25 protein-coding genes and 1 tRNA gene are annotated in these 26,646 nt (G+C 68.3%); 16 read left to right on the top strand and 10 right to left on the bottom strand.

Annotated elements, in window-relative coordinates; genetic code table 11:
- Nucleotides 1-66 precede the first annotated feature (66 nt).
- The 9 genes from RX333_RS02130 to RX333_RS02170 are packed head-to-tail and all read left to right on the top strand — an operon-like array spanning nucleotide 67 to nucleotide 8,670.
- Entirely contained in the window at nucleotides 67-951 is an 885-nt protein-coding gene (locus RX333_RS02130; RefSeq protein WP_316013265.1) for a polyprenyl synthetase family protein, read from the top strand.
- Nucleotides 948-1,823: an ABC transporter ATP-binding protein gene (locus tag RX333_RS02135; RefSeq protein WP_316013266.1), complete on the top strand. Its 876-nt coding sequence runs from the start codon at nucleotides 948-950 to the stop codon at nucleotides 1,821-1,823. Before RX333_RS02130 ends, RX333_RS02135 begins: the two co-directional genes overlap by 4 nt.
- On the top strand, nucleotides 1,820-2,959 hold the full coding sequence (locus RX333_RS02140) for an ABC transporter permease (RefSeq protein WP_316013267.1): 1,140 nt from the start codon (nucleotides 1,820-1,822) through the stop codon (nucleotides 2,957-2,959). Before RX333_RS02135 ends, RX333_RS02140 begins: the two co-directional genes overlap by 4 nt.
- Entirely contained in the window at nucleotides 2,956-3,675 is a 720-nt protein-coding gene (locus tag RX333_RS02145) for a fatty acid desaturase (protein WP_316013268.1), read from the top strand. Before RX333_RS02140 ends, RX333_RS02145 begins: the two co-directional genes overlap by 4 nt.
- Entirely contained in the window at nucleotides 3,672-4,172 is a 501-nt protein-coding gene (locus RX333_RS02150; RefSeq protein WP_316013269.1) for a sterol desaturase family protein, read from the top strand. The genes RX333_RS02145 and RX333_RS02150 overlap by 4 nt, the downstream gene beginning before the upstream one ends.
- Nucleotides 4,169-5,335 carry a lycopene beta-cyclase CrtY gene (gene crtY / locus RX333_RS02155; protein ID WP_316013270.1) on the top strand — a complete coding sequence of 389 codons (1,167 nt, stop codon included), beginning with the start codon at nucleotides 4,169-4,171 and terminating at the stop codon, nucleotides 5,333-5,335. The genes RX333_RS02150 and crtY overlap by 4 nt, the downstream gene beginning before the upstream one ends.
- Nucleotides 5,325-6,809 (top strand): phytoene desaturase, encoded by a 1,485-nt coding sequence (locus RX333_RS02160; RefSeq protein WP_316013271.1) that lies wholly within the window; start codon nucleotides 5,325-5,327, stop codon nucleotides 6,807-6,809. The genes crtY and RX333_RS02160 overlap by 11 nt, the downstream gene beginning before the upstream one ends.
- Nucleotides 6,806-7,753: a phytoene/squalene synthase family protein gene (locus tag RX333_RS02165; protein ID WP_316013272.1), complete on the top strand. Its 948-nt coding sequence runs from the start codon at nucleotides 6,806-6,808 to the stop codon at nucleotides 7,751-7,753. The genes RX333_RS02160 and RX333_RS02165 overlap by 4 nt, the downstream gene beginning before the upstream one ends.
- Complete coding sequence (locus tag RX333_RS02170) at nucleotides 7,750-8,670, top strand: endonuclease/exonuclease/phosphatase family protein (protein WP_316013273.1); 921 nt, start codon at nucleotides 7,750-7,752, stop codon at nucleotides 8,668-8,670. Before RX333_RS02165 ends, RX333_RS02170 begins: the two co-directional genes overlap by 4 nt.
- A 3-nt stretch (nucleotides 8,671-8,673) precedes the next feature.
- On the opposite strand, the gene RX333_RS02175 is transcribed toward RX333_RS02170, so the two are convergent.
- The 8 genes from RX333_RS02175 to RX333_RS02210 all read right to left on the bottom strand — a co-directional run bounded on the left by RX333_RS02175 (nucleotide 8,674) and on the right by RX333_RS02210 (nucleotide 17,472).
- Complete coding sequence (locus RX333_RS02175) at nucleotides 8,674-10,050, bottom strand: fused MFS/spermidine synthase (RefSeq protein WP_316013274.1); 1,377 nt, start codon at nucleotides 10,048-10,050, stop codon at nucleotides 8,674-8,676.
- Nucleotides 10,051-10,499: 449 nt separating this feature from the next.
- Nucleotides 10,500-11,195: an urea ABC transporter ATP-binding subunit UrtE gene (gene urtE / locus RX333_RS02180; protein ID WP_316013275.1), complete on the bottom strand. Its 696-nt coding sequence runs from the start codon at nucleotides 11,193-11,195 to the stop codon at nucleotides 10,500-10,502.
- A complete protein-coding gene (gene urtD, locus RX333_RS02185) occupies nucleotides 11,188-11,937 on the bottom strand; it encodes an urea ABC transporter ATP-binding protein UrtD (protein ID WP_316013276.1) in 750 nt (249 codons plus the stop codon). The genes urtE and urtD overlap by 8 nt, the downstream gene beginning before the upstream one ends.
- A complete protein-coding gene (urtC, locus tag RX333_RS02190) occupies nucleotides 11,934-13,088 on the bottom strand; it encodes an urea ABC transporter permease subunit UrtC (protein WP_316013277.1) in 1,155 nt (384 codons plus the stop codon). Before urtC ends, urtD begins: the two co-directional genes overlap by 4 nt.
- Nucleotides 13,085-13,552 carry a GNAT family N-acetyltransferase gene (locus RX333_RS02195; protein WP_316013278.1) on the bottom strand — a complete coding sequence of 156 codons (468 nt, stop codon included), beginning with the start codon at nucleotides 13,550-13,552 and terminating at the stop codon, nucleotides 13,085-13,087. The genes urtC and RX333_RS02195 overlap by 4 nt, the downstream gene beginning before the upstream one ends.
- A gap of 4 nt (nucleotides 13,553-13,556) precedes the next feature.
- Entirely contained in the window at nucleotides 13,557-15,497 is a 1,941-nt protein-coding gene (urtB, locus tag RX333_RS02200) for an urea ABC transporter permease subunit UrtB (RefSeq protein WP_316013279.1), read from the bottom strand.
- A 79-nt stretch (nucleotides 15,498-15,576) separates the two neighbouring features.
- A complete protein-coding gene (gene urtA, locus RX333_RS02205; protein WP_316013280.1) occupies nucleotides 15,577-16,866 on the bottom strand; it encodes an urea ABC transporter substrate-binding protein in 1,290 nt (429 codons plus the stop codon).
- Nucleotides 16,867-17,395: 529 nt separating this feature from the next.
- Nucleotides 17,396-17,472 (bottom strand) — tRNA-Arg (locus RX333_RS02210).
- Nucleotides 17,473-17,609: 137 nt separating this feature from the next.
- On the opposite strand from RX333_RS02210, the gene RX333_RS02215 reads away from it, so the two are divergent.
- Together RX333_RS02215 and RX333_RS02220 are read left to right on the top strand one after the other, a co-directional pair.
- On the top strand, nucleotides 17,610-19,040 hold the full coding sequence (locus RX333_RS02215) for a M48 family metalloprotease (RefSeq protein WP_316013281.1): 1,431 nt from the start codon (nucleotides 17,610-17,612) through the stop codon (nucleotides 19,038-19,040).
- The gene (locus RX333_RS02220) at nucleotides 19,037-19,867 is read left to right on the top strand and encodes a phosphotransferase (protein WP_316013282.1); all 831 of its coding nucleotides are present in this window, start codon (nucleotides 19,037-19,039) and stop codon (nucleotides 19,865-19,867) included. Before RX333_RS02215 ends, RX333_RS02220 begins: the two co-directional genes overlap by 4 nt.
- Here RX333_RS02220 and ubiB read toward each other — a convergent pair.
- Together ubiB and ubiE are read right to left on the bottom strand one after the other, a co-directional pair.
- Entirely contained in the window at nucleotides 19,800-21,341 is a 1,542-nt protein-coding gene (gene ubiB, locus RX333_RS02225) for a 2-polyprenylphenol 6-hydroxylase (protein WP_410056040.1), read from the bottom strand. The two genes, RX333_RS02220 and ubiB, sit on opposite strands and share 68 nt — an antisense overlap.
- Complete coding sequence (gene ubiE, locus RX333_RS02230; protein ID WP_316013284.1) at nucleotides 21,338-22,075, bottom strand: bifunctional demethylmenaquinone methyltransferase/2-methoxy-6-polyprenyl-1,4-benzoquinol methylase UbiE; 738 nt, start codon at nucleotides 22,073-22,075, stop codon at nucleotides 21,338-21,340. Before ubiE ends, ubiB begins: the two co-directional genes overlap by 4 nt.
- A 144-nt stretch (nucleotides 22,076-22,219) precedes the next feature.
- Here ubiE and mutM point away from each other — a divergent pair, with 144 nt between their 5' ends.
- From mutM to dnaA, 5 genes are all read left to right on the top strand, one after another.
- Nucleotides 22,220-23,083 (top strand): bifunctional DNA-formamidopyrimidine glycosylase/DNA-(apurinic or apyrimidinic site) lyase, encoded by an 864-nt coding sequence (gene mutM, locus RX333_RS02235; protein WP_316013285.1) that lies wholly within the window; start codon nucleotides 22,220-22,222, stop codon nucleotides 23,081-23,083.
- Between the two features lie 82 nt (nucleotides 23,084-23,165).
- Nucleotides 23,166-23,942: an enoyl-CoA hydratase gene (locus RX333_RS02240; RefSeq protein WP_316013286.1), complete on the top strand. Its 777-nt coding sequence runs from the start codon at nucleotides 23,166-23,168 to the stop codon at nucleotides 23,940-23,942.
- Between the two features lie 81 nt (nucleotides 23,943-24,023).
- Nucleotides 24,024-24,290 (top strand): 30S ribosomal protein S20, encoded by a 267-nt coding sequence (rpsT, locus tag RX333_RS02245; protein WP_316013462.1) that lies wholly within the window; start codon nucleotides 24,024-24,026, stop codon nucleotides 24,288-24,290.
- Nucleotides 24,291-24,691: 401 nt separating this feature from the next.
- The gene (locus RX333_RS02250) at nucleotides 24,692-25,126 is read left to right on the top strand and encodes a rhodanese-like domain-containing protein (protein WP_316013287.1); all 435 of its coding nucleotides are present in this window, start codon (nucleotides 24,692-24,694) and stop codon (nucleotides 25,124-25,126) included.
- A gap of 103 nt (nucleotides 25,127-25,229) precedes the next feature.
- Nucleotides 25,230-26,594 carry a chromosomal replication initiator protein DnaA gene (dnaA, locus tag RX333_RS02255; RefSeq protein WP_316013288.1) on the top strand — a complete coding sequence of 455 codons (1,365 nt, stop codon included), beginning with the start codon at nucleotides 25,230-25,232 and terminating at the stop codon, nucleotides 26,592-26,594.
- Nucleotides 26,595-26,646: the final 52 nt, after the last annotated feature.

Here is a 26,646-nt window from a genome sequence, read left to right on the forward strand (position 1 = left end):
GGGCAAAGCCTGTTAACCTTCCGGAAAGCAACAAGGATGGTTCCAGATGAGGAACACGCTCCGATCATGACCTCTCTCTCGGGCGCCCGGCCCACCCCCGTCCCCGCCGGGCCCGCGGTCCCGGATCTCGATACGCTGCGCGCCCGGATCGGGGTGCGGCTCGACGCGCTCTGCGGCACCGGCGAGCCTCTGCACGAGGCGATGCGCTACGCGCTCGTCGCTCCGGGCAAGCGGGTGCGCCCGCTGCTGGTACTGCTGATCGCGGGCGAGGGGCGGCAGGCGCTCGACGCCGCCTGCGCGGTGGAGATGGTGCACGCGGCCTCCCTGATGCTCGACGACCTGCCGTGCATGGACGACGCGCGGCTGCGACGGGGCCGTGCGACCGCCCATCTGCGCCACGGCGAGGCGAGCACGATCCTGGGGGCGGTCGCGCTGATCGCCCGAGCCTTCGAGGTGATTGCCCGGCTCGACATCGATGCCGACAGCCGGGCGGAGTTGAGTGCCGCGCTCTCCAATGCGATCGGGGCGGAGGGGATGGCTGCGGGCCAGGATCGCGACGTGGCCGGGCAGGCGAGCACGCTGGAGGAGGTCGAGACGGTCAACCGGCTCAAGACCGCGGTGCTCTTCACCGCCGCCGCGCGGATGGGTGGCATCCTCTCGGCCCTCGACACGGACGCGCGCGCGCATGTCGAGGCCTTCGCGACCGAGTTCGGTATGGCCTTCCAGATCGCGGACGACGCGCTCGACCTCGCGCCCGACCCCGCCCGCACCGGCAAGGATGTCGGCGCCGACGCGGGCAAGCCTACGATCCTTGCCACCGGCGGGGCGGTCGCGGCGCGCGAGCTGCGGGGCCGACATCTCGACGCCGCCGACCGCGCACTGGCGCAAGCCGGGATCGACCCCGCCGCGCTCTCGTCCTTCCTGCGCCCGTTCCGCGATGCGCTGACATGAGCGTGGCGCTGGATATTACCGGCCTCTCGGCAGGATATGGCGGCCGCCCGGTGCTGCAGGGCGTCAGCCTTCGCATCCGACCGGGGGAGGCGCATTGCCTGCTGGGCGCGAACGGCGCGGGCAAGAGCACGCTGATCCGCGCAATCCTGGGCCGCGTGCGTCCCGCCGCAGGCACGGTGAAGGTCGACCGCATCGGCCTCGTCCCGCAGGACGTGGCGCTTTACGAGCCGCTGACCGTGGACGAGAACCTCACCGCCTTCGCCGCCATCGCCGGGGTGCCCCGCGCCGGGATCCGCGCAAGGGTGGACGAAGTGGCGACCCAGACCGGCCTCGACCCCCGCATGGCCACGCAGGTGCGCCGCCTTTCGGGCGGCTGGCGGCGGCGGGTCAACATCGCCGCGGCGCTGTTGCACCGGCCTGCCCTTCTGATCCTCGATGAGCCGACGGTGGGCGTCGATGCGGAGGCGCGCGTAGCACTTCACGCCCTTCTGCGCACGCTGGTGACGGACGGACTGGCCCTGCTGATCACCACCCATGACATCGCCGAAGCGGAGGCGCTGTGCGATCATGCGATCCTCCTCTCCGAAGGCCGCGTCGCCCTGTCGGGGCGCATCGAGGAGCTTATCGCGGCGCGCTTCGGCAGCGCGCAGGCTCTGACCTTGCGCAGCACGGCGGACCCGCTCGCCCTGCGTGCCCGGGGCTTCGACCTTGGCTCCGGCCGGCCGGTCAAGCTGGTCGCCGACGAGGCGGCGGGCCTTGCCGAGGTACGCGCCCTGCGCGAGGAGGGCCTGCCGGTCGAGGGGATCGAGCTGGAGCGCCCCGGACTCGACCGCCTGCGCCACGCGACGCTGCAACCGGCGGAGGCGGCATGATCCTGACCGTCGCCCGCGTGATGACCCTCTCGCTCATGCGCGACCGCGGCGCGCTCGCCATGTCGTTCCTGCTGCCGCCCGCGATGTTCCTCGTGTTCGCCGCGATCTTCGCCGACACGGGCGATGCGGAACTGGACCTCGCCACTGGCATCGCGGGCGCGCCACCCGAGCTGGTCGCCGCCCTAGGCGCGCCGCGCACATATGCCGACGCGGAGGCTCTGCGCCGCGCGGTGGCCGAAGGCGCGATCGACGCAGGCGTCTTCGTGACCGGCCCGCTCGACCGCACGGACGCGGCCCCCGTCACGATCTTCGTCGATCCGGGCAAGACCGTCGCCGGCGCGGTGCTGGAAGGGCGGCTGGTGCAGGCCGTGGCCGAAGCGCTGCCGCAGGTCATGGCCCGGCGGCAGGCGGCCGAGTTCGCCGCGATGGCGGGGCCGCTGACGCCCGCGCAGATCACGCGGCTGTCCGCACCGCCCGAGAGCCGCCCCACCGGCCTGACCCGGCGCGAACTGGTGGGCAGCGCCGCCGCCGTCGATCCCGATGTCAGCTACTACGCGGGCGCGATCACCGTGATGTTCCTGCTGTTCAGCGCGTCGAGCGCCGCCACCACCTTGATCGACGAACGCGAAAGCGGCGTGCTCGACCGCTTCGCCGCCGGTCCGGCGGGGATCGACCCGGCGGTGACGGGCAAGGCGCTGTTCCTGACCGGCCTCGGCACCGCACAGGCGCTGATCGTCTTCTCCGTCGCTGCGCTCGCGCATGGGGTTCCGCTCTTCGCCGCGCCGCTGCACTGGCTGATTGCGTCCGTGCTGGTCGCCGCAGCCGCCGCGGGTTTCGGCCTGCTCGTCGCCGCCGCCTGCCGCAGCCGGGCGCAGAGCGTCGCGGTCTCCAACTTCCTGATCCTGGTGCTGTCGGCCATCGGCGGGTCGATGGTGCCCCGCTTCCTGATGCCCGACTGGCTGCGCCAGATCGGCGCGATCAGCCCGAACGCCTGGGCGGTCGAGCTCTACCAGGGGCTGCTCTATCGCGGGCAGGGCCTCGGCGACTTCCCCGGCCAGATCGCGGCCCTCGCCGCGCTCGCCCTGATCGGCACCGGGGTGGCGGTGCTGCTGACACGGCGGAGGATGCTGCTGTGAACGCGCGCGACCTCATATTCGGCCCGCTGCTGGCGGCGCTGGTCGTCGCCGCCTGGGCCGCAACGCTGTGGCTGGGCCTGGCGGGTCTCGACTGGTCGCGCCTCTGGCCGCTCGCGCCTTTGGTGATCGCGGTGCAATGCTGGCTCTATGTCGGCATCTTCATCATCGTGCACGACGCGATCCACGGCACGCTGGTTCCCGGCCACCCCCGCGCCAACCGCGTGGCGGGTCGCGTGCTGGCCCTCCTCTATGCCGGGTTCTCATTCGACCGGCTGGCCGAGAAGCACCACGCCCACCACCGCCATTCCGGCACGGCGGAGGATCCCGACTTCTCCGCCGATCATCCGATCGCGTTCTGGCCGTGGTATCGGGAGTTCTTCGCGACCTATTTCGGCTTGGGCCAGGTGGCCGTCCTCGCCCTCGCCTCGGTCCTGCTGTCGCTGACCGGCCTGCCGCTGTGGCGGTTGCTGACCTTTTGGGCGCTGCCCTCGATCCTGTCCTCGCTGCAACTGTTCTATTTCGGCACCTACCTGCCCCACCGGCACGAGGATCACGGCTTCGCCGACCAGCACAACGCCCGCAGCCTGGAGATGCCGTGGCTGCTGTCGCTGCTGACCTGCTTCCATTTTGGGCATCACCACACCCATCACGCACGCCCCGGCGTGCCGTGGTGGCGCCTGCCCCGCGCCGCCGCCCTCGAAGGAGACAGATCGTGAGCATTCTCGTCCCCGTCCTGATCGTCCTCGGCACCGTGATCTTCATGGAACTCGCCGCCGCATGGATCCATGAACACGTGATGCATGGCCGCCTCGGCTGGGGCTGGCACCGATCGCATCATGAACCGACCGAGGGGCATGTGGAGCGCAACGACCTTTATTCAGTGGTGTTCGCGGGCATCTCGATGGCGTTCTTCGTCGCGGGATCGCTGTGGTGGCAGCCGCTGTGGTGGATCGGCATCGGGTTCTGCGTCTACGGGGTCATTTACTACATCTTCCATGACGGTCTGGTGCACCAGCGCTGGCCGTTCCGCTACGTGCCGAAGTCGGGCTACCTGCGCCGCATCTATCAGGCGCACCGGATGCACCATGCCGTCGAAGGGCGGGAGGGCTGCGTCTCCTTCGGCTTCGTAATCGTGCCGCCCGTCGCCCGCCTGCGCGCGGAGCTGCGGGATAAGCAGGGCGGCGCACTCGCCCGCAAGCGGTCCGAGCCGTGAGCGACCGCCCCGACATCCTGATCGCGGGCGGGGGCCTCGCCGCTTCGTTGGTGGCCCTGCGGCTGGGAGAGAGCGCCCGTGTGCTGATGGTCGATCCCGCGCTCGATCCGCTGGCCGGGCATACTTGGTGTTTCCACAAAACGGATGTGGAAGCGGAGGATCGCGACTGGCTCGCCCCCGCCATCGCGCAGTCCTGGCCGGATCAGGAGGTGCGCTTCCCCGCGTACACCCGGCGGATCGAGACCCCCTATGCCCGCGTCACGCCCGAGAGCCTGTCCGCCGCGCTGCCCACCACCGCGACCCGCCGCCAGGGCCGCGTCGCCACGCTCGCGCCCGACCACGTCACACTAGACGACGGCACGCGGATCGAGGCGGGGCTGACCATCGACGCGCGCGGCTTCGTCCGTGATCCGGCACTGGACCTCGGCTTCCAGAAATTCCTCGGGCTGACGATCGAGACCGACGTCCCGCACGGCATCGCCCGCCCCGTCATCATGGACGCGACCGTGCCGCAGCTCGACGGCTACCGCTTTCTCTACCTGCTGCCGTTGACCGAGACGCAGCTGTTGGTCGAGGACACCCGCTATTCCGATGGCCCGGCCCTCTCCGACGCCGACCTGCGCGCCGCGTTGCACGAGGACTTCGCCGCGCGTGGCTGGTCTGCCACCGTGCTGGAGGAGGAGCGCGGCGTCCTGCCCATCGCTCTTGGCCACGACGCCCGCGCCTTCTGGTCGCGCATCCCGCAGGGCCAGCCAACCATCGGCATGCGCGCGGGCCGCTTCCATCCGCTGACCGGCTATTCCCTGCCCGACGCCGTGCGCACCGCCGGGATCGTCGCGCGGCACTGGCGGGACGGGGCCTCGACGCTCGACCGTCAATTGCGCGACGCGGCGATCGCGGCGGCCGAGGGGCAGGGTTTCTACCGCCTGCTCACTCGGATGCTGTTCCGCGCCGCCGAACCCGACGCCCGCTGGCAGGTGCTGGAGCGGTTCTACCGCCTGCCCCGCCCGCTGATCGAACGGTTCTACGCAGGAACGAGCACCTGGCCCGACCGCGCGCGTATCCTCGTGGGCAAGCCGCCGGTGCCGGTGCACCGCGCGCTGGCCTGCCTGACCGAACCTCGCCAACCCGCCCGACAGGAGGCCGTCGCCCATGACGCCTGACATTTCCGCCCCCCGCACAGCCGCCGTGATCGGCGCGGGCCTCGGCGGGCTCGCCCTCGCCATCCGGCTGCAAAGCGCGGGTATCCAGACGACCGTTTTCGAGAAGCGGGACAAGCCCGGCGGCCGCGCCTACGTCTACGAGCAGGACGGCTTCACCTTCGACGCGGGCCCCACCGTCATCACCGATCCCGATTGCCTGATGCGGCTGTGGCAGCTTTCCGGTCGCCGGATCGAGGAGCATGTGGACCTGATCCCTATCTCTCCCTTCTACCGGCTGTGCTGGGAGGACGGCACCGTCTTCGACTATGCTGACGACCAGGACGCCATCGACCGTCAGATCGCGGCGCTGTCGCCGCGTGACGTCGCGGGCTATCGCCGCTTTCTCGCCTATTCGCAGGATGTATACCGCGAGGGGTACGAGAAGCTCGGCACCGTGCCCTTCCTCTCCTTCTCCTCGATGATCAAGGCGGCACCGCAGCTGGCGCGGCTGCAAAGCTGGCGCTCGGTCTATGGCAAGGTCTCGGATTATATCGAGGACGAGCGGCTGCGGCAGGCGTTCAGCTTCCACTCGCTGCTGGTGGGCGGCAATCCCTTCGCCACCTCGGCCATCTACACGCTGATCCACGCGCTGGAGCGCAAGGGCGGCGTCTGGTTCGCCCGCGGCGGCACCGGCGCGCTGGTCGCGGGGATGGTCCAGCTCTTCGAGGAACTGGGCGGCACCATCCATCTCTCCTCGCCGGTCGAGCAAATCGAGAAGGAGGGCCGCCGCGTTACCGCCATCCACGCGCGCGACGCCCGTCACCCGGTCGACATGGTGGCCAGCAATGCCGATGTGGTGCACACCTATGGCGAGCTTCTGGGCGACCGTCCGCGCGCCGACGCGCTGGGGGCCAAACGCCACTCCATGTCGCTTTTCGTCATCTATTTCGGCCTGAAGGGGGAGCGTCCCGACCTCGCGCATCACATGGTCCTGTTCGGGCCGCGCTATCGCGAACTGATTGCGGACATCTTCAACGCACCGGAGCTGGCGGATGATTTCTCGCTCTATCTCCACGCCCCCTCCGTGACCGACCCCAGCCTCGCGCCGCCGGGGCATTCCGCCTATTACGTGCTCTCGCCCGTACCGCATCTGGGTACCGCCGATATCGACTGGGAGACCGCCGGCCCCGCCTATCGCGACCGTATCCTCGACTATCTCGACGACCGCTACATTCCGGGGCTGAAGCGCGACCTCGTGACCTGCCGCCATTTCACCCCGTTCGATTTCCGCGACGAGCTGAATGCCCATGTCGGCAGCGCCTTCTCAATTGAACCGATCCTGACGCAGAGCGCGTGGTTCCGCCCGCACAACCGCGACGACCGGATCGAGAACCTCTACATCGTCGGGGCTGGCACCCATCCGGGCGCGGGCATTCCCGGCGTGGTCGGCTCGGCCGAGGCGACGGCGGGCCTGATGATCGGCGATGCCGCATGATCGACCGCGTCGCCAAGCTCAGCCATGACAGCATCGCCAAGGGATCGCAGAGCTTCGCGCTCGCCGCCCGGCTCTTCGCGCCGCGGATGCGCGAGGATTGCGTCATGCTATACGCCTGGTGCCGCCATACGGACGACGTGATCGACGGGCAGGTCGCGGGCCACGGTCAGGATCCCCGCTACCGCGAGGGGCAGTCCGCCCGCCTCGACGCCCTGCGGGAGGAGACCGACGTCGCCCTGCACACAGACACGCCCGTCTCCGCCCCGTTCGAGGCGCTGCGCCGCGTCGCGCGCCGCCACGCCATTCCGGCCGCCCATCCGCACGCGCTGCTCGACGGCTTCGCGATGGATGCGGACCGGCGCAGCTATCCGACGCTCGGCGCACTTCACGACTATTGCTACCATGTCGCGGGCGTCGTCGGCGTGATGATGGCGCGCATCATGGGCGCGCGCGATCCGGCCACGCTCGACCGGGCCTGCGACCTAGGCCTCGCCTTCCAGCTGACGAATATCTGCCGCGACGTGATAGACGATGCCCGCGCGGGGCGGGTCTACCTGCCGACGGACCTGCTGGCCGCAGAAGGGATCGGCCAGGTCGACCCGGACGATCGGGGCCAGAGCGCGGGCCTGCACCGCGTGGTCCTTCGCCTGCTCGACGACGCCGATCGCTACTATGACAGCGCGTTACACGGCATTGCCGAACTGCCTGCCCGCCCCGCGCTCGCCATCGCCGCCGCGCGCCGCATCTACCGCGAGATCGGCGAGCGCCTGCGCGCCGAAGGCCCCGCCGCATGGGACAGCCGCATCTCCACCCCCACCGCGCGCAAACTCGCCCTTATCGCCTCCGCCGGGGCCGACACCGCCCGGCTGAAACTGCGCGCGCCCGCCCCGGCGCCGCGCCACGGCCTTTACACACGCCCCCACGATGTAGAGGCCGCGGGATGATCGCCGCCTTTAAGACCGGCTTGAAAGTCGTCGGCGTGCTGCTGCTCCTGCTCGTCCTCGTCGCCTGCGCGCAGATGTACCGCAACTCGGGCACCGATCCGCTGCCCCCGGCGCGGGACGGGGCGTTGCGCGTCGCCACCTACAATGTCCACTACATTTCCGCCCGGCGGCAGACCGGCGCCTGGTCGCTCGCCGATTGGGAGCGTCGCCGCGACCCGCTCGATGCCGCCTTCAAGCACATCGCCGCCGATCTCGTCGCCTTCCAGGAGATGGAGAGCCATTCGGGCCGGGAGGCCGATCAGGACAATCTCACCCTCGATTTCCTGCTGACCCGAAATCCCGGCTACGCCGCCGCCGCGGCTGGCGATCCGGTGGAGTTTCCCAGCACGCAGCCGATCCTCTACCGCACCGAGCGGCTGCAGATGACGGATCAGGGCTGGTTCTTCTTCTCCACCACGCCCGACATAATCTATTCGCGCACCTTCGATGGCTCCTACCCAGCCTTCGCCAGCTGGGCGGCCTTCACCGATCGCGCCACGGGGGCGGCGTTCCGGGCGGTCAACCTGCACACCGATTACGCGAGCGCCGACAACCGCCTGCAATCCACCGCGCTCGTGGCCGAGCGCATCGCGCCGTGGATTGCGGCGGGGGAAACCGTGCTGGTGCTCGGCGACTTCAACGCCCGCCTCGGTGCCCCGACGCTGGAACGTGTCGAAGAGGTCGGCATCACCTTCGCGCCCGTCGAGGGCGCGACCTATCATTTCAACCGCGGGCTCAACCTCTTCGGCGCGATCGACCATATCGGCTGGTCCGAGGGCGTGCGCCCGGTCAGCGAACCGACGGTGATCCGGCAGCGGTTCTTGGGCGAATGGCCAACCGATCACTACCCTTACCTGATCGACCTCGCCCTGCCCTGACCCTCACCTGTGACCGATCCAGCCGCGATCGTCGGTGAAGGCGCGCCCCTCCGACAGCCGCGCTGGTCCGTAGCCCGGTGGCAGATCGTCGAGCGGCAGCAGTACCCGGTCCGACGCGGCGAACAACACGTTGCGCAGCCCCCGCCCGCTGACCGGCCCACGCACCGCGATCACTTCGGGCCAGATCTCCCGCAGGATAGCGGCGACCCCGCGCGCCAACCGTCCATTGGTCTCGTCGATCAGGTTCACGTAGACCGGACCGTCCACCAGCGCCCGCAGCCGCGCGAAGGCCTCCCGTGTGACCAGATGCGCCGGGACCGAGCTGGAGGAGAACGCATCCATCACCGCCGCGTCGTAGCGCCGCGTGGTCTCGTTGAGATGTACCCGTCCGTCCGCATGGACTATGCCGAGCCGCCCGTTCCCCTCCCGCGCGATCGTCTCAGCCGCGCGTGGAAGATGCGCCCGCACTACCTGCGTCACCAGCGGGTCGATCTCGACCACGTCGGCCCGCGCGGCCTCGCGGCTCTCCAGTAGCCGCGTCGGCAGGGTGTAGCCGCCGCCGCCGACGAACAGCACCTCCGGCGCGTCGCCCAGATCGCGGTCCATCCGCGCCCAGATCCAGCGGACATAGGGCAAGGCCAGCTCCTCCGCACTGCCCGGCAGCGCGCGCCGCTCCGCCGCTTGCGTCGTGCCGTCCGAAATCAGCCGCACCTCCCGTCCCCGCTCGATCACGTGCAGACAGGACAGCCCCGATTCGAAAGCGCAGACCCGCGGCCCCGCGATCCCGACCAGCACCACCAGCCCCGCCGCCCCCAGCGTCGCCCCCGGTGGCAGGTCGTCTCCGCCGCGCAGGAAGATCAGGCACAGGATCGCCACCGCCCCGCAGGCCGCGAAGGTCGCGGTCGAGCCGATGGCGGGCAGCGTCACGAACCCCGCCAGCACCGCGCCGAAGATCGCCCCGACCGAGCCCGCCGCCAGTACGATCCCCAGCGACGACCCCTCGCGTCCCGGCCGCGCCTCGATGGCGAGCTTGGCCAGCAGCGGGGACGGGATCGTCACGAAGACCGATGCCGGAAAGAAAACGACGATCACGCTGAATACCATCCCGCCCGTCCCCCGCGCGCCTATCCCGTAGACGAGGCCCAGCAGGATCGGCGACACCGCCATCAACGCAGCCGTCGCGACCAGCGACAGCCGAACCGCCCGCAGCGCCGCCGCGCGCGGCCGCTCCGCCACGAACCCGCCGAGCGCACTGCCGAGCGAGAACCCGCCCAGCACCGTGGCAATCACGCTCGTCCAGGTCACGAGCGACGTTCCGAAGAATGGCGCGAGCACACGGCCCGCCGCGATCTCGTAGGTCAGCCCCAGCGCCGACAGCACCAGGATCAGAACGATGGTCGGGGCAAAGGGGATGGCACGCTCCTTCGGATATCTCGCGGTGTCGACCCGTCATATCGCGCCAGGCGGCAAAAGCCACGCGAGACACCGCCCGTTGGGTTCGCGGACGTGCAGCGACTTCGGGCAGGAAGGCGATGAAACCTGCAGCTGCTCCCACATCGAGGCGATCCGTGCGGGGCACCTCGGACAGCATCGACGCGATGTCGCATGCCCCGTTCTCGGCAGTCCGCGCCGCCGCCTATGGATGCGGTTCACCGGGCTGTGAAATCGCTGACCCAGTTTCCAAGCGATGCTACCCGCCACATCCGCCACCATTGTTCGTGCCGCATCGGCCGGTCGAAGCTGTATGTCTTGCGAAGCATCGAGATCGGCTATCGTGGCCCGTCCACAGCCGTTCAGGATGCGCGGGTGTGTCCAGCGGTGCCGTAAGCCTAGAGCGACAGCGCCTCCAGCAGCCGCTCCGGCGGCATCTCCTCCGCCGGGGCATCGACCTCCACCACCCCGCGCCGCAGCGTGACGTAGTGATCGGCGAGCCTCCGGGCGAAGTCGAAATTCTGCTCCACCAGCACGATGCAGATCTCGCCCGCGTCGCGCAGCCGGGCGATGACGTCGCCGATCAGGTCGATCACATTGGGCTGGATGCCCTCCGTCGGCTCGTCGAGCAGCAGGACACGGGGGCGCATCACAAGTGCCCGCGCGATGGCCAGCTGCTGTTGCTGCCCGCCCGAAAGATCGCCCCCGCGTCGTGCGCGCATCTGTGCGAGCACCGGGAACAGCTCGAACACCTCTTCGCCCACCTGACGCCGGTCCTTCGGCAACACGGCGAGCCCGGTTTCCAGGTTCTCCGCCACGCTCATCATCGGGAAGATCTCACGCCCCTGCGGCACATAGGCGATCCCGGCCCGCGCCGCCTTCGCAGCCGTCGGATGGCGCAGCTCCGCGCCGTCGAGCGTGATGGTCCCGCCCGAATAGGGATGCCGCCCCGCGATCGCCTTCAGCAGCGAAGTCTTGCCCATCCCGTTATTGCCCATCAGGCAGGTGACGCGCCCCGGTGCGGCGGTCAGCCCCACCCCGTGCAGGATGCGGCTCTGCCCGTAGGCGAGCGACAGGTCCCGAACCTCAAGCATGACCCCTCCCCAGATAGACCGCGACGACCTGCGGGTCCTTGACCACGTGGTCGAGGCTTCCCTCCGCCAGCACCGCGCCCTCGTGCAACACGGTCACGCGGCAATCGAGGCGGCGTACGAAGTCCATGTCGTGCTCGACCACCACCACCGCACGGGTGCGAGCCGCGCGCTTGAGCAAATCGGTGGTATGCGCCCGCTCCTCCACCGTCATGCCTGCCGCCGGTTCGTCCACCAGCAACAGCTGCGGGTCCTGCGCCAGCAGCATCCCGATCTCCAGCCACTGTTTCTGCCCGTGGCTCAGCGATCCCGCGCGGGCGTCCAGCACATCCGTCAGCCCCGTCTCCTCGGCCAGTTCCGCCACCCGCGCGTGATCGTCCTGCGACGGCGCGAAGCGCAGGACCGACCACCAATCCCGCGGCTTGGCGAGCGCGAGCATGAAGTTCTCCGCCACGCTCTGATCCTCGAACACGGTGGGTTTCTGGAACTTGCGCCCGATGCCTTCGCGCGCGATGCGCGCCTCGTCCATGCCGATCAGGTCGATGTTCCGGTCGCCCCAGATCACGGCCCCCGCATCGGGTTTCGTCTTGCCGGTCACGATGTCCATGAACGTGGTCTTGCCCGCGCCGTTCGGCCCGATGATCGCCCGCAGCTCGGCCGGGCCGATGGCGAAGCTCAGATCGTTGATCGCCCGGAACCCGTCGAAGGACACGCTGATCCCCTGCACTTCCATCAAGGTGCTCATGCCCCCGGCCCCCTGCGGTCGAAGATCCCGGCGATGCCGCGCGGCATGAACAGCGTCACCGCGACGAAGGAGAAGCCCAGCAGCACCAGCCACCAGTCCGTCCACTGGATCGTGTAGAAGCCCAGCGGGATCGACGGCGCGCCGCCCCCGGTGAACCAGCTCGACAAAAGCGACACGAAGGCCGCTCCGATCACCGCGCCGTAGAGCCGCCCGCGCCCGCCGATCGCCACCCACACGGCGAGGTAGATCGACGCGATCGGGGCCAGCTCCGCCGGGTTCACGATCCCCGCCTGCGGGTAGTAGAGCGCTCCCGCAGCACCCGAGATCATCGCCGTCACTACGAAGACGAACAGCTTGTACCGCTCCACCCCGTAGCCGAAGAAGCGGGTTCGGCTCTCGTTGTCGCGGATGGCGCGGATGACGCTGCCCATCTTGCCCGACACGATCCGCGCGCAGATCAAGTACCCGACCCCCAGCGCCACGGCCGAGGCGGCGAGGAACACGCTGGAAATCACGTCCTGCGACACCCGCTCGTATCCGGGGATGTTCTGCAATCCCGACAGGCCGTTATTGCCGCGCAGTCCGCTGTCGTTCTGGAACAGCCACAGCGACAGGGCCAGCGTCATCGCCTGCGTCAGGATCGACAGGTACACCCCCGCGACGCGGCTGCGGAACGCCAGCCAGCCGAAGACCAGCGCGATCAGCCCCGGCACCAGCACCGCCGCCATCAATTGCAGCGGCAGTGAATGAGCGAAGGCCCAGATCGTCGGCAACTCGTCCGAGCCGACCACGCCGAAGATCTGGCCGGCGATCCCGTCCGACACCTCCTGCGGCGTGGGCGGCAGCGGCTGCGCGGCCAGCGACGCCTCGACCACCCGCTCGGTCCGCGCATACATCAGCCACATCCCGATGGCGTAGCCGCCGATGCCGAAAAATGCCATGTGCCCCAGGCTCAAAATCCCGCAATAGCCCCAGACCACGTCCATCGCCACGGCGACGAGGCAAAGGCACAGCGTCTTGCCCAGCGTCTTGACGAAACTGGTGGAGATCAGGCCCGCCTCTGCCATCCCCAGCGCGCCCATGGTGAAGACGGTCAGGCAGATCAGGAAGATCAGCGTCGAGCGCCGCTCGGCGAACAGGGTCCGTGTCATCGCGCGGCCTCCATATCCTTGATCATGAACACGCTGTGAGGGTCGGTCACGTAATCGCCGAACGGCCCGGTCTCGGTGAACCCGTGCGCGGCGTAGAGCCCGCGCGCCGCCGCGAAATCGGCGTGCGATCCCGTCTCCAGCCACAGCGCGCCGTAGCCCCGCCGCTCCGCCTCCGCCAGGATCGCGCCCAAGAGCGCGCGTGCGAAGCCCTTCCCGCGCGCCTCGGCCACCGTGTGCATCGACTTGATCTCGCCCCCGCCCGAGGGCAGCGCCTTCAGCCCGCCCATGCCCATCAGCGCGCCTTCGTCCTCGGCGACCCAGACGGTCAGGTCCGGTCCGAACAGAGCCTCGACCGGCAGGCGGTGACAGCTCTCGGCCGGGGCCGTGCCGTCGCAGAAGGCGACGTGCCGGTCCACCAACGCGGCAAAGGCGGGGGTCGGTTCGGTCAGGATCTCGATGCGCATGGTGTCAGTCCCCGGCGGCCCGGCCCTTCGGCGCGACGATGCCGCGCGGCCGGAACTGGATGAACAGGATGATGAACAGGATCATGTAGGTCTGTGCGGCCAGCGTGTTGGACGGGTTCAGCCACTCGATGCCCTTTTGCATCCCGCCGATCAGCGTCGCGCCCGCGAGCGTGCCCCACACATTGCCCACACCCCCGACCACCACTGTCATGAAGCTCTGCACGATGTAGTCCGCCCCCATCTCCGACGTGACCTTGGCGTAAAGCCCGATCGCCACCCCCGCGATCCCCGCGATTCCGGAGCCGAGCCCGAAGGTCAGCATGTTGATCCGGTCGGGGTCGATCCCCATCGACGCCGCCATGCCGGGGTTCTGCGTCACCGCCCGCACCTCCAGCCCCAGCCGCGTGCGGTTGAGGATCAGCAGAGTCAGGCCCAGGAACACCAGCGCCAACACGAAGATCGCGATGCGGATATAGCTGATGGCGATCACGTCGTTCACCACCCAGGCCCCGTCCAGCCATCCGGGCGAGGTCAAGGGCCGCGCCTGCGTGCCGAAGACGTTCTTGGCAATCTGCTGCAGGGCAATGGAGATGCCGAAGGTCGCGAGCAGCGTCTCCAGCGGTCGATGATACAGCCACCGGATCACCAGCCGCTCCATCGCCACCCCCGCGGCGAAGGTCACGGCGAAGGCGAGCGGCAACGCGATCAGGATCGACAGCGTGTAGTCGGGCACGATCTGCTGCACGACATAGCCGGTATAGGCCCCCATCATGATGAACTCGCCATGTGCCATGTTGATGACCCCCATGACGCCGAAGGTGATGGCGAGTCCGATGGCCGCGAGGAAGAAGATCGAGGCCAGCGATAGCGCGTCGAGGCCGAGGTCGATTCCCTGGCTGATCGCGACCGCGCTCTCGGACTCCGCCAGCGCCGCCTCCGCCGCCGCCGTGACCTCCGCATCCGCCTCGTCATAGACGGTGTAGAAGGCGTGGCTCGCCACAGCCCGGCCCATCTCGATCTCGCTGACGAAAGGCGGCACGACACCGCGCGCGGCCAGCGCCTCGTAGGCGCGGCGGCGCATGTACTCGTCATCCAGCTCCGCCCGCGCGACGCCGCCCACGCGGTCGCCTTCCATGTTCTCGACCAGCGCCGCGACGATGTCGTCCCGACCGATCCGCGCCTGCGCCAGCCCGGCATCGACCAGCTGGGCATAGGCGTCCGTCACGCTCATGTCCTCGCCCGGCACCAGCACGCGGGCGATGTTCTCTCCCTCTGGCAGCGCCACCGCCACGCCCTCCTCGACGGTCAGGATGCGGTTCAGCACCGCGCGCGCCTGCAGGTCGGTCTCCCCGCCCAGCCGCGCAATGGCCTCGATCCGGGCTTGCGTCGTCTCGCCATGCGAGGCGACGAGCATATTCGCCAGCCGCGCCTTGCGCGCGCGCAGCGCGCCATCCTCCTCGCCATCGATGGACGCCATCAGCGGCGCGAGCTGCTCCGCCTCCATGTCCCGCGCCACAGCGTCGAGTGCCGCGACCCGCCGCGCCCGGTCGGGGGAAGAGAGCTGGAACGCCACCAGCGCCGATGCGATTTCCCGCCGCACGCCGCCATTCGGCTTCGACTGCTCGAATTCGTCCTCGGCCCCCTGCCCCGCAGGCGCGCCGGTCTCCACGTCGATCAGGTCGAGCCTGTCGTCCTCCGCCTCATCCGCGACGAAGAACATACCGTCCGCCCGCCGCCAGACCCGCTTGTCGCGCCAGGCCTCCAGAAACGACTCCAACCCATCGGGCGCCGCGTCCACCAGTCCGCCCAGCACCGGACCGACCGTCCGCCTGCCGGGGCTCAGCACCTCCTCGGCCTCCGCCTGCAACAGCGCCTGCAACCCTTGGGCCACGGCTGGCATCGCGATCAGGCAGGACAGGAAGGCGGCGAACAGGGCGCGCATCATGGGACTCATCCGGGGTGGGGAATTTCAAGATGTGGCGCGCACCCCGCGACCGGGGGCGCGCGCCGCTGCGATCGAGCGATCAGTAGTTGCTCTCGATCTGCACGCAGGTCTCGGTCTCGGTGTTGTACATGCCGCACTCAAGCTCCTGCCAGTCGGAGGTCAGCACCGCCGATTCGGGCAGGAAATCGGTCCAGGCATCGCCCGGCACTTCTTCCGTCTGCGAGATGATGTCGAACTGGCCGTCGGCCTGGATCTCGCCGATCAGCACGGGCTTGGACAGGTGATGGTTGGGCAGCATGGTCGCCGTGCCGCCGGTCAGGTTCGGGAATTCCTGCCCGTACATGGCCGAGCGGACCGCATCCACATCCGTGGTGCCCTCCTCCTCGACCGCGTTCACCCACATGTTGAAGCCGATGTAATGCGCCTCCATCGGGTCGTTGGTGACGCGATCCTCGCCCATGCGCTCCTTCCACGCGGCGACCCATTCCTCGTTCGCGTCGCTCTCGGCCGACTGGAAGTAGTTCCATGCCGCGAGATGCCCGACGAGGTCCGAGGTATCGAGGCCCGACAGCTCCTCCTCCCCGACCGAGAAGGCGACGACGGGAATGTCGTCCGCGCTCACGCCCGCGGCGGCCAGCTCCTTATAGAAGCCGATATTCGCGTCGCCGTTGATGGTGGAGATCACGCCGACCTGCCGCCCGTCCTCACCCAGCGCAATCACGTCCGCGACGATGGTGGCCCAGTCCGAGTGACCGAAGGGCGTGTAGTTGACGAAGATGTCATCTTCCGCGATCCCGTTCTCCTGCAGATAGGCCTCCAGGATGTTGTTCGTGGTGCGCGGGTAGACGTAGTCGGTGCCCAGCAGCGCAAAGACTTCGACGCCCAGCTCCTCCAGGAAGTAATCCGTCGCCGGGATCGCCTGCTGGTTCGGCGCGGCACCGGTGTAGAACACGTTGCGCGAGCTTTCCTCGCCCTCGTACTGCACCGGGTAGAACAGGAGGCCGTTCAACTCCTCGATCACCGGCAGCACGGATTTGCGGCTGACAGAGGTCCAGTTACCGAAGATCACGTCGACCTCATGCACGGTCAGCAGCTCCCGCGCCTTTTCCGCAAACAGCGGCCAGTCGGAGGCCGGGTCGACGACGACCGCCTCGATCTCGCAGCCCAGAAGCCCACCGGCCTCGTTCTGCTGCTCGATCAGCATCTCCATCGTGTCCTTCAGCGTGGTCTCGGAAATCGCCATCGTCCCCGACAGCGAGTGCAGCACGCCGACCTTGATCGGATCGGCGCAGTCCTGCGCGTGCGCGGCGAATGTGGTGAGGGCGAGGGCGGCGGCGGATACGCTGCCGAGAAGACGGGTCGTGTGCATGAGCGGAGGCTCCTCCTGTCGGTGCAGCCAGCCGGACCCGGCCCCTTGCCGCGAGGCGGGGCGCGCAATAGGTCAGAATGACAGCACGTTTCGCGTGTTGAGGTCGCCGGCGGGTGTCTCGTGCAAAGGATTTCCCGTCGGTGACCGTTCGTACTAGGCCGGTATCGGCACCACGGACGCTAGCACCGCCCAGACCCGCAATGCCAAGTCTTTCGAGCGATTTTTGTGCACCGCACCTAAATTTGCCTTCGTGTTGAGCGTGTGAACCGCGCCTTGCACAAAAGAATTGCACAAAGCGACGTCGAAGGACGCCCGATCTTAACTTCTCTTAATGCCCAAGCGTCTTTCCAGCGTCGGGCCACACCCTCGACCTGTGAAGTCGCTGCCCATATCGGCTAACTCAGGCCGGGACACGCCGCCTTCGCACCGCAGCGCAGCATTACCGTGATCGACGCCTCGGTATTGCCCTCGCGCAGACATCGCGCCGGCCCGCGGTTCATCTTCCGACGATTCCAGCACCACTGTAGAGTGGTGATCCCGGCAGGGTTCGAACCTGCAACCTGCCCCTTAGGAGGGGGCTGCTCTATCCAGTTGAGCCACGGGACCGCCGGGGCGGACACTGCCCCAGCGACGGGAAATCGTCAATTCGGGGCGAGGGCGGCCTTTCGGGGTTTTGCCTCGACGAGGGCTGCGGCAGGGTGGACGCACTCGCGCATCGTTTCCGCTCGTCAAAGGATCTGCCCATGCTGCTACGTCGACTCATCGCCCTCCTGTCGCTCGTCGCCCTACTGGGATGCGCGGGGGACGGCGCGATCACCGGGCGGGAGCGGGCGGGAACGCATCTCGCCCTCGTGGCGAGCCAAGGCGGACTGCTGCAGGATGCCGCGCTGCAGGCCTATGTTGAAGGGGTGACCGCGCGGGTCATCGAGGCCACGCCGCAGCGCGGCAGCGACTGGAACGTCTTCGTGCTCGACAGTCCCATGATTAACGCCTTCGCGCAGGACGGGCCTTTGATCTACCTGACGCGCGGCCTGATCGCGCTCGCCAATGACGAGGCGGAACTGGCCGCGGTCATCGCGCATGAGATCGCGCATGTGGAGGCGGATCACAACACCGCCCTGCGGCGGCAGCGCGACGCGGCGCGCAGGGACCTGAAACGCGAGTTCGGACGGGTCGCGCAGTCGGGTGGCCGACTCGATTCCGATCGGCGTGCGCAGCTTGCCGACCGGGCGCGCAGGAGCGTCGCCGCCTTCTCTCGCGAGCAGGAGGCGGAGGCGGACGTGATCGGCCTGACCTACCTTGAGGCTGCGGGCTACGATGCGCGGGCGATGGCCGATTTCCTCGACGCGATGATCGCGGACGGCGCGCTGGCCGCGCGGGTCGCGGGCCGGGCCTTCGACCCCGAAGCGCGGGCGGACCGGCTGGCCACGCACCCCTCGGGCGCCACGCGGCGGCGGATCGTCCTGTCGCGGATCCGCGATGGCGGGGGCGAGCGCGGAGCAGCGCGCCATCTCGCCGCGCTCGACGGGATGATCTGGGGCGAGGATGGCACGGACGGGTTCTTGCTGGCCGACGCCTGGGTCGATCCGGCGCGGGGCATCGCCGTGCCCGATTTCGGGGCCGAGCTTTTCATGCAAGGCGACACGGTCTTCGTTGAGCCGCGGGGCGAGGCGCTGACAGGGTTCCAGGCGGTCGGGGCCGTGCCGGGGGGGCCGCGGGCCTATCTGGAACGGGATTGGGCCGACCTGATCGATCGGACGCGCGGAGCGGCGCGCCTCGAATGGAACGACCGCCCCGGCTACAGCAGCCTGACGATCCGTCTGCCCCTGGGAAACAAGCCCGACAGCCCCGAGCTGTTCGTGCAGGTTCAGGCGCGCCAGGTCGGGCGTGAGATCGTGGAGTTCCTGACGCTGGCGGAGGCGGGGGACAGCGCCGCGATCACGTTGATGCAGCGGATGGCGCAGGCGACGCGCGCGCCCACGACCGCAGAACGTCGCGCGGCGGTACCCTTGCGGATCGCGCTGCGCCCGGTGCGCGCGGGGGACCGCCAGCAGGATATCGCGGCGGAGATGCAGGTGCCCGACCTTGCGTTGGAGCGGTTGCAGGCGCTCAACAACCTCGACGCGGGTGATGCGCTGGAGCCTGGAGACATGCTGAAGATCCTGGTGCGGTGAGCCTCGACGACCTGCACCGCCGCTTTCCCGGCGCGTGGCAGCCGTTGGATGGCGGACTGAGCCATCACGTCTGGCGCGCGTCCGCGCTGGGTGGCGACGTTGTCATCCGTGCACCGCAGGAGGGACCGACTTCTCCGCTGTTTCCACGCGACGCGGAGGGAGAGTGGGCCGTATTGCAGCACCTGGAGAGTACGGAGCTGGCGCCCGAGCCGGTGGAACGCTGCGAGGGCGCGCTGGTGACCCGCTACGTGCGAGGGCAGGCCTGGCAGGGCGATTTCGCGGCGGCGGGAGCGGTGTTTCGAAAGCTGCACGGGATGACACGGCCTGCCGGGCTGCGATGCATCGGGTCCGACCCGGTGGAGGCCGGGCGGGCCGTGCTCGCGGAATGCATCGACACGGCGTTGGTGCTGATCGCCCCGCCCCCGGTGGCCTCACCGGGGCCGACGGTGCTGCTGCATGGCGACCCGACACCCGCCAACATGCTTATGCGCGATGGTGCGGCGGTGCTGATCGACTGGCAGTGCCCCGCCGTGGGTCCTGCGGCGCACGACCTTGCACTGTTCCTGTCGCCCGCGATGCATCTGCTGCACGGCGGCGCACCTCCGGGCGAGGAGGACCGGGCCGCGTTCTTCACCGCCTACGGAGAGCCGGAACCGGACGAGGGGCTTGCGGCCGCGCTTCACTGGATGATCGCATGCCATTGCCAGTGGCGGATCGAGCAGGGGGAAGAGGCCTACCGCCCGGCGCTGGTCGCCGAGGTCACAGCGCTGCGCCGAGCAGCAGGCCCAAGATCACGCCGCCTGCGCCCAGCGCCACCCCGAGGATGAGTTGGCGGTTGCCGTGATCGCGCGGGCCATCATCCCGCACATCGCGCGGGTTGTTGGTGCGGATCAGCGCGCGTTCGGCCATGTGCGGCAACAGGGGCCCGAAGCGGGACAGGACGCGCGCCGTCTCCGCCAGGTCGCGGACCACGGCCTTGGGTCCGATATTGTCGCGGATGTAGCGCTCGACGACCGGCTGCGCGACCTCCCACATGTTCATGGTCGGGTCGAGCGAACGGCCCACCCCCTCCACCACCACCATGGTCCGTTGCAGCAGGATCAGCTCGGTCCGCGTCTCCATTCCGAAACGCTCGGTCACGTCGAAGAGATGGGCGAGCAGCCGCGCCATAGAGATGCGCGAGGCGTCCTGCCCGAAGATCGGCTCGGCCACCGAGCGGAGCGACTGGGCGAACAGTTCCATGTCGCGGTCGGGGGGAACGTAGCCCGCCTCGAAATGGACCTCGGCGACGCGCTGGTAATCCTTGCGCAGGAAGCCGAACAGGATCTCGGCATACACCCGGCGGGTATAGGCGTCGATCCGACCCATGATGCCGAAATCGAGCGCGACGAGATCACCGTCGGGGCCGACCTTGAGGTTGCCCTGATGCATGTCGGCATGGAAATAGCCGTCGCGAAGCGCGTGGTCGAGGAAGACCTGGATGACCTTCGCGCCCATCGCCGTCATGTCCACGCCGCGCGCGCGCAGGCCTTCGACGTCTCCCATATTGGTGCCCGACACCCATTCGGTCGTCAGCACCGTCTGGGCGGAGAGCGGCCAGATCACCTCGGGCACGCGGAAGCCGGGATCGTCGGCGGAGTTGGCGGCGAACTCCGCCCCGGCGGAGGCTTCGAGGCGGAAGTCGAGCTCCTGCTGCACGACACCGTCGAAATGGGCGATGACCGCCGTGGGCTTCAATCGCCGCGTCTTGGGCGACAGCACCTCGATCACGCGGGCGACGAAGTAGAACGCGCCGATATCGCGGGCGAAGGCGCGGGCGATGCCGGGACGGCGCACCTTGACCGCAACCTCGCGCCCCGTCGCCGCGACGCGGGCGCGGTGGACTTGCGCGATGGAGGCGGCGGCGACCGGTTCGCTGAACTCGGAGAACAGCGTCTCGACGGGTGCACCCAGTTCCCGCGCGACCTCGGCGCGGGCGAGCGTGGTGTCAAAGGGCGGCAGCTTGTCCTGCAACACGCGCAGCTGCGCCGACAGTTCCGGCCCCGTCACGTCGGGCCGGGTCGAGAGGATCTGCCCGAACTTGACGTAGGATGGACCCAGCGCGGTGATCGCGCGCACGACCGGCGGCTGGGCCGGATCGCCCTTCTCCCCCAGCCACTGGACGGGCCACATCACCACCTTGGCAAAGCGGCGCAGCCCGTCGGGGGCGCCCATTTCCCGCATCGCGACGTCGAGCGCGCCGGTCCGCTGGAAGGTCGCCCCGGTCCGGATCAGCCGCCAGAGGTTGGAGATCGGGTTCAAATCTTCCACCCCGAATGCAGGCAGGCGATTCCCATGGTCAGGTTGCGGTAGGCGACCTGTTCGAACTCCGCGGCGCGTACCATGCCCGCGAACGTGTCCTGATCGTGGAAGCGGCGGATCGATTCGACGAGATACTGGTAGCTGTCCGCGTCATTGGCGATCGCCTTGCCCATGCGGGGTATGACGTTGAAGGAATAGAGATCGTAGGCCTTCTGCATCATGTCGTTGGGGATCCGACTGAACTCCAAGCACATGAAGCGCCCGCCCGGGCGCAGGACGCGGAACGCCTCTTCCAGTGCCTTTTGCGGACGGGTCACGTTCCGGATGCCGAAACTGATGGTGTAGGCGTCGAAGCTGTTGTCCGCGAAGGGCAGGTCCATCGCGTCGCCCACCACCCAGTCGATGGGCGCGCCCTGCGCCTCGGGGCGTTGCTGACCTTCGATCAGCATGGATTCGGTCATGTCGCAGACCGTGGCCTGCCCGCCGCCGCGTTTCAGGAACCGGAACGCGACGTCGCCGGTCCCGCCCGCCACGTCGAGCAGGTGCTGGTGCGGGCGCGGGGCGAGCCAGTCCATCAGCGCATCCTTCCAGATGCGGTGGATGCCCATGCTCATCACGTCGTTCATCACGTCGTATTTCGAGGCGACGGAGGTGAAGACCCCATGCACGCGGCCGGCCTTCTCGCCCTCGGGCACGGTCTGATAGCCGAAATGGGTGGTCTGATCGTCGCTCATGGGCCTGCCTCTCCAGTCCGGTCTCTCGGGTGGCAACCTAGCGATTGGCGCAGGATTGGAAAGCGCGCGATATGGCCGCGTCCGCGGGGCTTGCACCCGCGCAAGCGCGCGGCCATCTCATCGGGCGAACCAGCGGAGGAGCCGATGCCCGAACTGCCCGAGGTCGAGACCGTGCGCCGCGGTTTGCAGCCCCACATGGAAGGGCGGGTGATCGCGCGCGCCGACGTGCGCCGCCCCGACCTGCGCTGGCCCTTCCCCGAGCGGATGGCGGAGCGGCTGACGGGCGCGCGCATCACGCGGCTGGGGCGGCGATCGAAATACCTGCTGGCGGACCTAGACCGGGGCGAGACGCTTATCGTGCATCTGGGAATGTCGGGCCGCATGACCATCGCGGCACCCGAGGGCGACGCAGTGCCCGGCCATTTCCACCACTACCATCCCGCGCCCGAGAAGCACGACCATGTCGTCTTCGACATGGAGGGCGGCACCCGGATCACCTTCAACGACGCGCGGCGCTTCGGCGCGATGGATCTGGCGGCGACGAATGCGCTCGACACGCACCGGCTGATCGCGGTGCTGGGGCCGGAGCCGTTCGACAATGCCTTTTCCGAGGCGTACCTGGCCGAGCGGCTGGCGGGGCGCGCGACGCCGATCAAGGCGGCGCTGCTGGATCAACGAATCGTGGCGGGGCTGGGCAATATCTATGTCTGCGAGGCGCTGTGGCGGTCGGGCATCGCACCCACGCGGCAGGCGCGCGACATTACGCGGCGTCAGATTGACACGCTGACCCGCGCGATCCGCGAGGTTCTGGAGGATGCCATCGCGGCCGGAGGATCCAGCCTGCGCGACTACCGCCAGGCGGACGGGGAATTGGGCTATTTCCAGCACAGTTTCGCCGTTTACGGGCGAGAGGGGGAGCCCTGCCGCACCCTCGGATGCACCAGCCCGGTAGAGCGGATCGTGCAGTCCGGGCGATCGTCCTTCCACTGTCCCGCATGTCAGGGATAGGCGGGGAAAGCACTTGCAATAAGCTCGCGGCCAATTCAAACCCGCCCGCACGCTCAGATGGCGAGGGAAAGGAATTTTTCGCATGGCCTACGAGATGCTGATCACCGAAGTGTCCGACTATGTCGGGCTGATCCGGCTGAACCGACCCGATGCGATGAACGCGCTGAACGCCCAGCTCCTGACCGAGCTGTCGGACGTGCTGGCCGCGTGGGACAAGGACGAGAACGTCCGCGCGATCGTGTTGACCGGCTCGGAAAAGGCGTTCGCCGCCGGGGCGGACATCAAGGAGATGTCGGAGAAGTCCTTCGTCGACATGTTCTCCACCGATTATTTCACAGAGCAGAGCGAGGCGATCATCCGCACGCGCAAGCCGATCATCGCGGCCGTGTCGGGCTTTGCGCTGGGCGGTGGATGCGAATTGGCGATGATGTGCGACCTCATCATCTGCTCGGACACCGCGAAGTTCGGCCAGCCCGAGATCAACCTCGGCGTCATGGCGGGTCTCGGCGGCACGCAGCGCCTGACGCGCATCGTGGGCAAGTCCAAGTCGATGGAGATGAACCTGACCGGCCGCTTCATGGAGGCCGAGGAGGCCGAGCGCTGCGGTCTCGTCAGCCGCATCGTCCCCGCCAAGGAACTGGTGGACGAGGCATTGAAGGCCGCGGGCAAGATTGCCGAGAAATCGCAGATCGCCGTGATGGCCGTGAAGGAATCCGTCAACCGCGCCTACGAGACCACCCAGCGCGAGGGCCTGCTGTTCGAGCGGCGGGTGTTCCACTCGCTGTTCGCGACCGAGGACCAGACCGAGGGCATGGCCGCCTTCACCGAGAAGCGGACCCCGAAATTCCGCGATCTGTGAGCCTGGCCCACGCCCGTTGACACACATGCCGCGCGGGTGTATCTGCGCGGCTCATCTTTGAAGCAAAGACCGGAATCAGACATGGCAAATACGCCTTCAGCGAAAAAGCGCGTGCGCCAGATCGAGCGCCGCACCGAAGTGAACAAGGCGCGCCGCTCGCGCATCCGCACCTTCCTGCGCAAGGTCGAGGAAGCGATCGCAGGCGGCGACCAGGACAAGGCACGCGAGGCCCTTCAGGCCGCGCAGCCCGAGATCGCGCGTGGCGTGACCAAGGGCGTGCTGCACAAGAACACCGCATCGCGCAAGATCTCCCGCCTGGCGGGCCGCGTGAAGGCGATGTCCGCCTGAGGCTTCGGCCCCCGCTGAGACCACACGCAGCAAAGCACCACGGAACAATCCGTACGGGACGCCTCGGCGAGGCGTCCCGTTTTCGTTGTCGCACACGTCAGGGTTGCAACGACGCAACGATGCGCACGTGAAGCAAGATGTTCCTATTCTGGTCCCGTTGCTCGAATCGAGGGGCCTGCCTACACCTTTTCGAACATCAAAAATCCCATGCACAGCGTTCGCAGCGCGACACCCCGCCCGGTCGATACCGCGCGGGGTCGCTGCTGACGTTGAGTAAAATAACCTAATATTTTTAACAGCTTAGGCAGGGGGTTTCCCTTGCCGCACGCGCCCGACTCGGACTAGTGTCGATCCTACGCCGACGCGAGAGTCGGCAGGACGACGAGACGGGGAGAACGCGCGTGCCACAGATCGAGCAGATGGGACCAAAGGACGCCTACGAGACGCTCCGGTCCGACTCTGAGGCAGCGCTGGTCGATGTCCGGACGAAGGCGGAATGGAGCTTCGTCGGACTGCCCGATCTCAGCGAAACGGAAAACCGTATGGCGCTCGTCCAATGGCAGCAGTTCCCCGACATGGCGCGCAACGACGCGTTCGTCGATGAACTGGTCGAGCAGTTCGGCGGGCGGATGCCCGAAACCGTGCTGTTCCTGTGCCGATCCGGTGCGCGATCGCAAAGTGCGGCCGCAGCGGTCCAGCAGCGTATGGAGGAGGCAGGCACGCCCATCCGCTGCATCAATGTCGCAGAGGGGTTCGAGGGCGACGTCGATGCCGAAGGGCATCGCGGTCGCCTCAACGGCTGGAAGGCCGCGGACCTACCTTGGCGACAAACCTGACGGAAACGGGGGCCCGCCTCACCAGCGGCCCCGGACGAAAACATGCCTGCCGGTCCGTTCTTCGGTCCGGTCTCGGAACGGTTTGAAGCGGGACGGAAAGATCATGTCGGACTTGGACGCCTGGGGGCGCATTCGCACGGATATGCGCCAATCGATCGGCAAGGAAGCCTATCAAAGCTGGATCGACCCGCTGTCGCTCGACAAGATCGACGAAGGCACGGCGCATTTCGCCGCCCCCACCAGCTTCATCGGCAATTGGGTGGAGCGTAATTACGGCGACCGCATCCGGTCCCATTTTGCGCGCGAAGGCTACGCGGTGAACCGTCTGAAATTCGCCGTAGCCCCCGCCGCCGCGCGCAAGGCGGCCACGCCTGCGGGCGAACGGACGCCCTCACCCCCCCTGCAGGACAGCGCCGAGACGGAGAGCCTGCCGGGCGCGCCGCTCGATCCGCGCTTCACCTTCGATCGCTTCGTCGTGGGCAAGCCCAACGAGCTGGCCCATGCCGCCGCACGCCGCGTGGCCGAGGGGCGTGATGTCTCTTTCAACCCGCTGGTCCTCTATGGCGGCGTGGGCCTCGGCAAGACGCACCTGATGCACGCGATCGCCTGGAAGCTGCAGGAGGAGAACCCGGATTTCCGCGTGCTCTATCTGTCGGCGGAGCAATTCATGTACCGCTTCGTCCAGGCGCTGCGGTTCAAGGACACGATCGGGTTCAAGAAGCTGTTCCGCTCGGTCGACGTGCTGATGGTCGACGATGTGCAGTTCATCGCGGGCAAGGAGTCGACGCAGGAAGAATTCTTCCACACGTTCAACGCGCTGATCGACCAGAACAAACAGGTCATCATTTCCGCCGACCGGGCGCCGGGAGAGATCGACGGGCTGGAGGATCGCATCAAGTCGCGCCTGCAATGGGGCCTCGTCGCCGACCTGCATCCGACGGATTTCGAGCTGCGGCTGGGCATCCTGCAATCGAAGCTGGACGCACACCGGGAGAAGGATCCGAGCATCGAGATCGACGACAAGGTCATCGATTTCCTCGCGCATCGGGTCAGCACGAACGTACGTGTGCTCGAGGGCGCGCTGAACCGTCTGTTCGCGTTCTCGTCCCTCGTCGGGCGAAAGATCGACATGGAGATGACGCACGAGACGCTTGCTGACCTGCTGCGCGCGTCGGAGCGGAAGGTGACGATCGACGAGATCATCCGCAAGGTGATGGAGTTCTACAACCTGCGCATGGCCGACTTGATGTCCGCCCGCCGCGCGCGGGCCATCGCGCGGCCGCGCCAGATCGCGATGTATCTCGCCAAGACCCTGACCTCCAAGAGCCTGCCCGAGATCGGGCGCAAGTTCGGGGGACGCGACCACACCACCGTGATGCACGCGGTCAAGCGGGTCGAGGAACTGAAACAGACCGACAGCCAGATCGCCGAGGAGGTGGAGATCCTGCGCCGGGCGCTCGAAGCCTGATCTCCTGCCAGCCGGGTGTACGAAGGCTCCGCCCCCTTGCCGGGAGTGGAGC

Source organism: Roseobacter sp. HKCCA0434, from assembly GCF_032464675.1.
GTDB lineage: Bacteria > Pseudomonadota > Alphaproteobacteria > Rhodobacterales > Rhodobacteraceae > Pontivivens.

What these genes read in the sequence shown, in the direction of transcription:
- RX333_RS02130 (WP_316013265.1), top strand. Translation starts at nt 67, where the DNA reads ATGACCTCTCTCTCGGGCGCCCGGCCCACCCCCGTCCCCGCCGGGCCC.
- RX333_RS02135 (WP_316013266.1), top strand. Translation starts at nt 948, where the DNA reads ATGAGCGTGGCGCTGGATATTACCGGCCTCTCGGCAGGATATGGCGGC.
- RX333_RS02140 (WP_316013267.1), top strand. Translation starts at nt 1,820, where the DNA reads ATGATCCTGACCGTCGCCCGCGTGATGACCCTCTCGCTCATGCGCGAC.
- RX333_RS02160 (WP_316013271.1), top strand. Translation starts at nt 5,325, where the DNA reads ATGACGCCTGACATTTCCGCCCCCCGCACAGCCGCCGTGATCGGCGCG.
- RX333_RS02165 (WP_316013272.1), top strand. Translation starts at nt 6,806, where the DNA reads ATGATCGACCGCGTCGCCAAGCTCAGCCATGACAGCATCGCCAAGGGA.
- RX333_RS02170 (WP_316013273.1), top strand. Translation starts at nt 7,750, where the DNA reads ATGATCGCCGCCTTTAAGACCGGCTTGAAAGTCGTCGGCGTGCTGCTG.
- urtE (WP_316013275.1), bottom strand. Translation starts at nt 11,195, where the DNA reads ATGCTTGAGGTTCGGGACCTGTCGCTCGCCTACGGGCAGAGCCGCATC.
- urtD (WP_316013276.1), bottom strand. Translation starts at nt 11,937, where the DNA reads ATGAGCACCTTGATGGAAGTGCAGGGGATCAGCGTGTCCTTCGACGGG.
- urtC (WP_316013277.1), bottom strand. Translation starts at nt 13,088, where the DNA reads ATGACACGGACCCTGTTCGCCGAGCGGCGCTCGACGCTGATCTTCCTG.
- RX333_RS02195 (WP_316013278.1), bottom strand. Translation starts at nt 13,552, where the DNA reads ATGCGCATCGAGATCCTGACCGAACCGACCCCCGCCTTTGCCGCGTTG.
- urtB (WP_316013279.1), bottom strand. Translation starts at nt 15,497, where the DNA reads ATGATGCGCGCCCTGTTCGCCGCCTTCCTGTCCTGCCTGATCGCGATG.
- urtA (WP_316013280.1), bottom strand. Translation starts at nt 16,866, where the DNA reads ATGCACACGACCCGTCTTCTCGGCAGCGTATCCGCCGCCGCCCTCGCC.
- RX333_RS02215 (WP_316013281.1), top strand. Translation starts at nt 17,610, where the DNA reads ATGCTGCTACGTCGACTCATCGCCCTCCTGTCGCTCGTCGCCCTACTG.
- ubiE (WP_316013284.1), bottom strand. Translation starts at nt 22,075, where the DNA reads ATGAGCGACGATCAGACCACCCATTTCGGCTATCAGACCGTGCCCGAG.
- mutM (WP_316013285.1), top strand. Translation starts at nt 22,220, where the DNA reads ATGCCCGAACTGCCCGAGGTCGAGACCGTGCGCCGCGGTTTGCAGCCC.
- RX333_RS02240 (WP_316013286.1), top strand. Translation starts at nt 23,166, where the DNA reads ATGGCCTACGAGATGCTGATCACCGAAGTGTCCGACTATGTCGGGCTG.
- rpsT (WP_316013462.1), top strand. Translation starts at nt 24,024, where the DNA reads ATGGCAAATACGCCTTCAGCGAAAAAGCGCGTGCGCCAGATCGAGCGC.
- dnaA (WP_316013288.1), top strand. Translation starts at nt 25,230, where the DNA reads ATGTCGGACTTGGACGCCTGGGGGCGCATTCGCACGGATATGCGCCAA.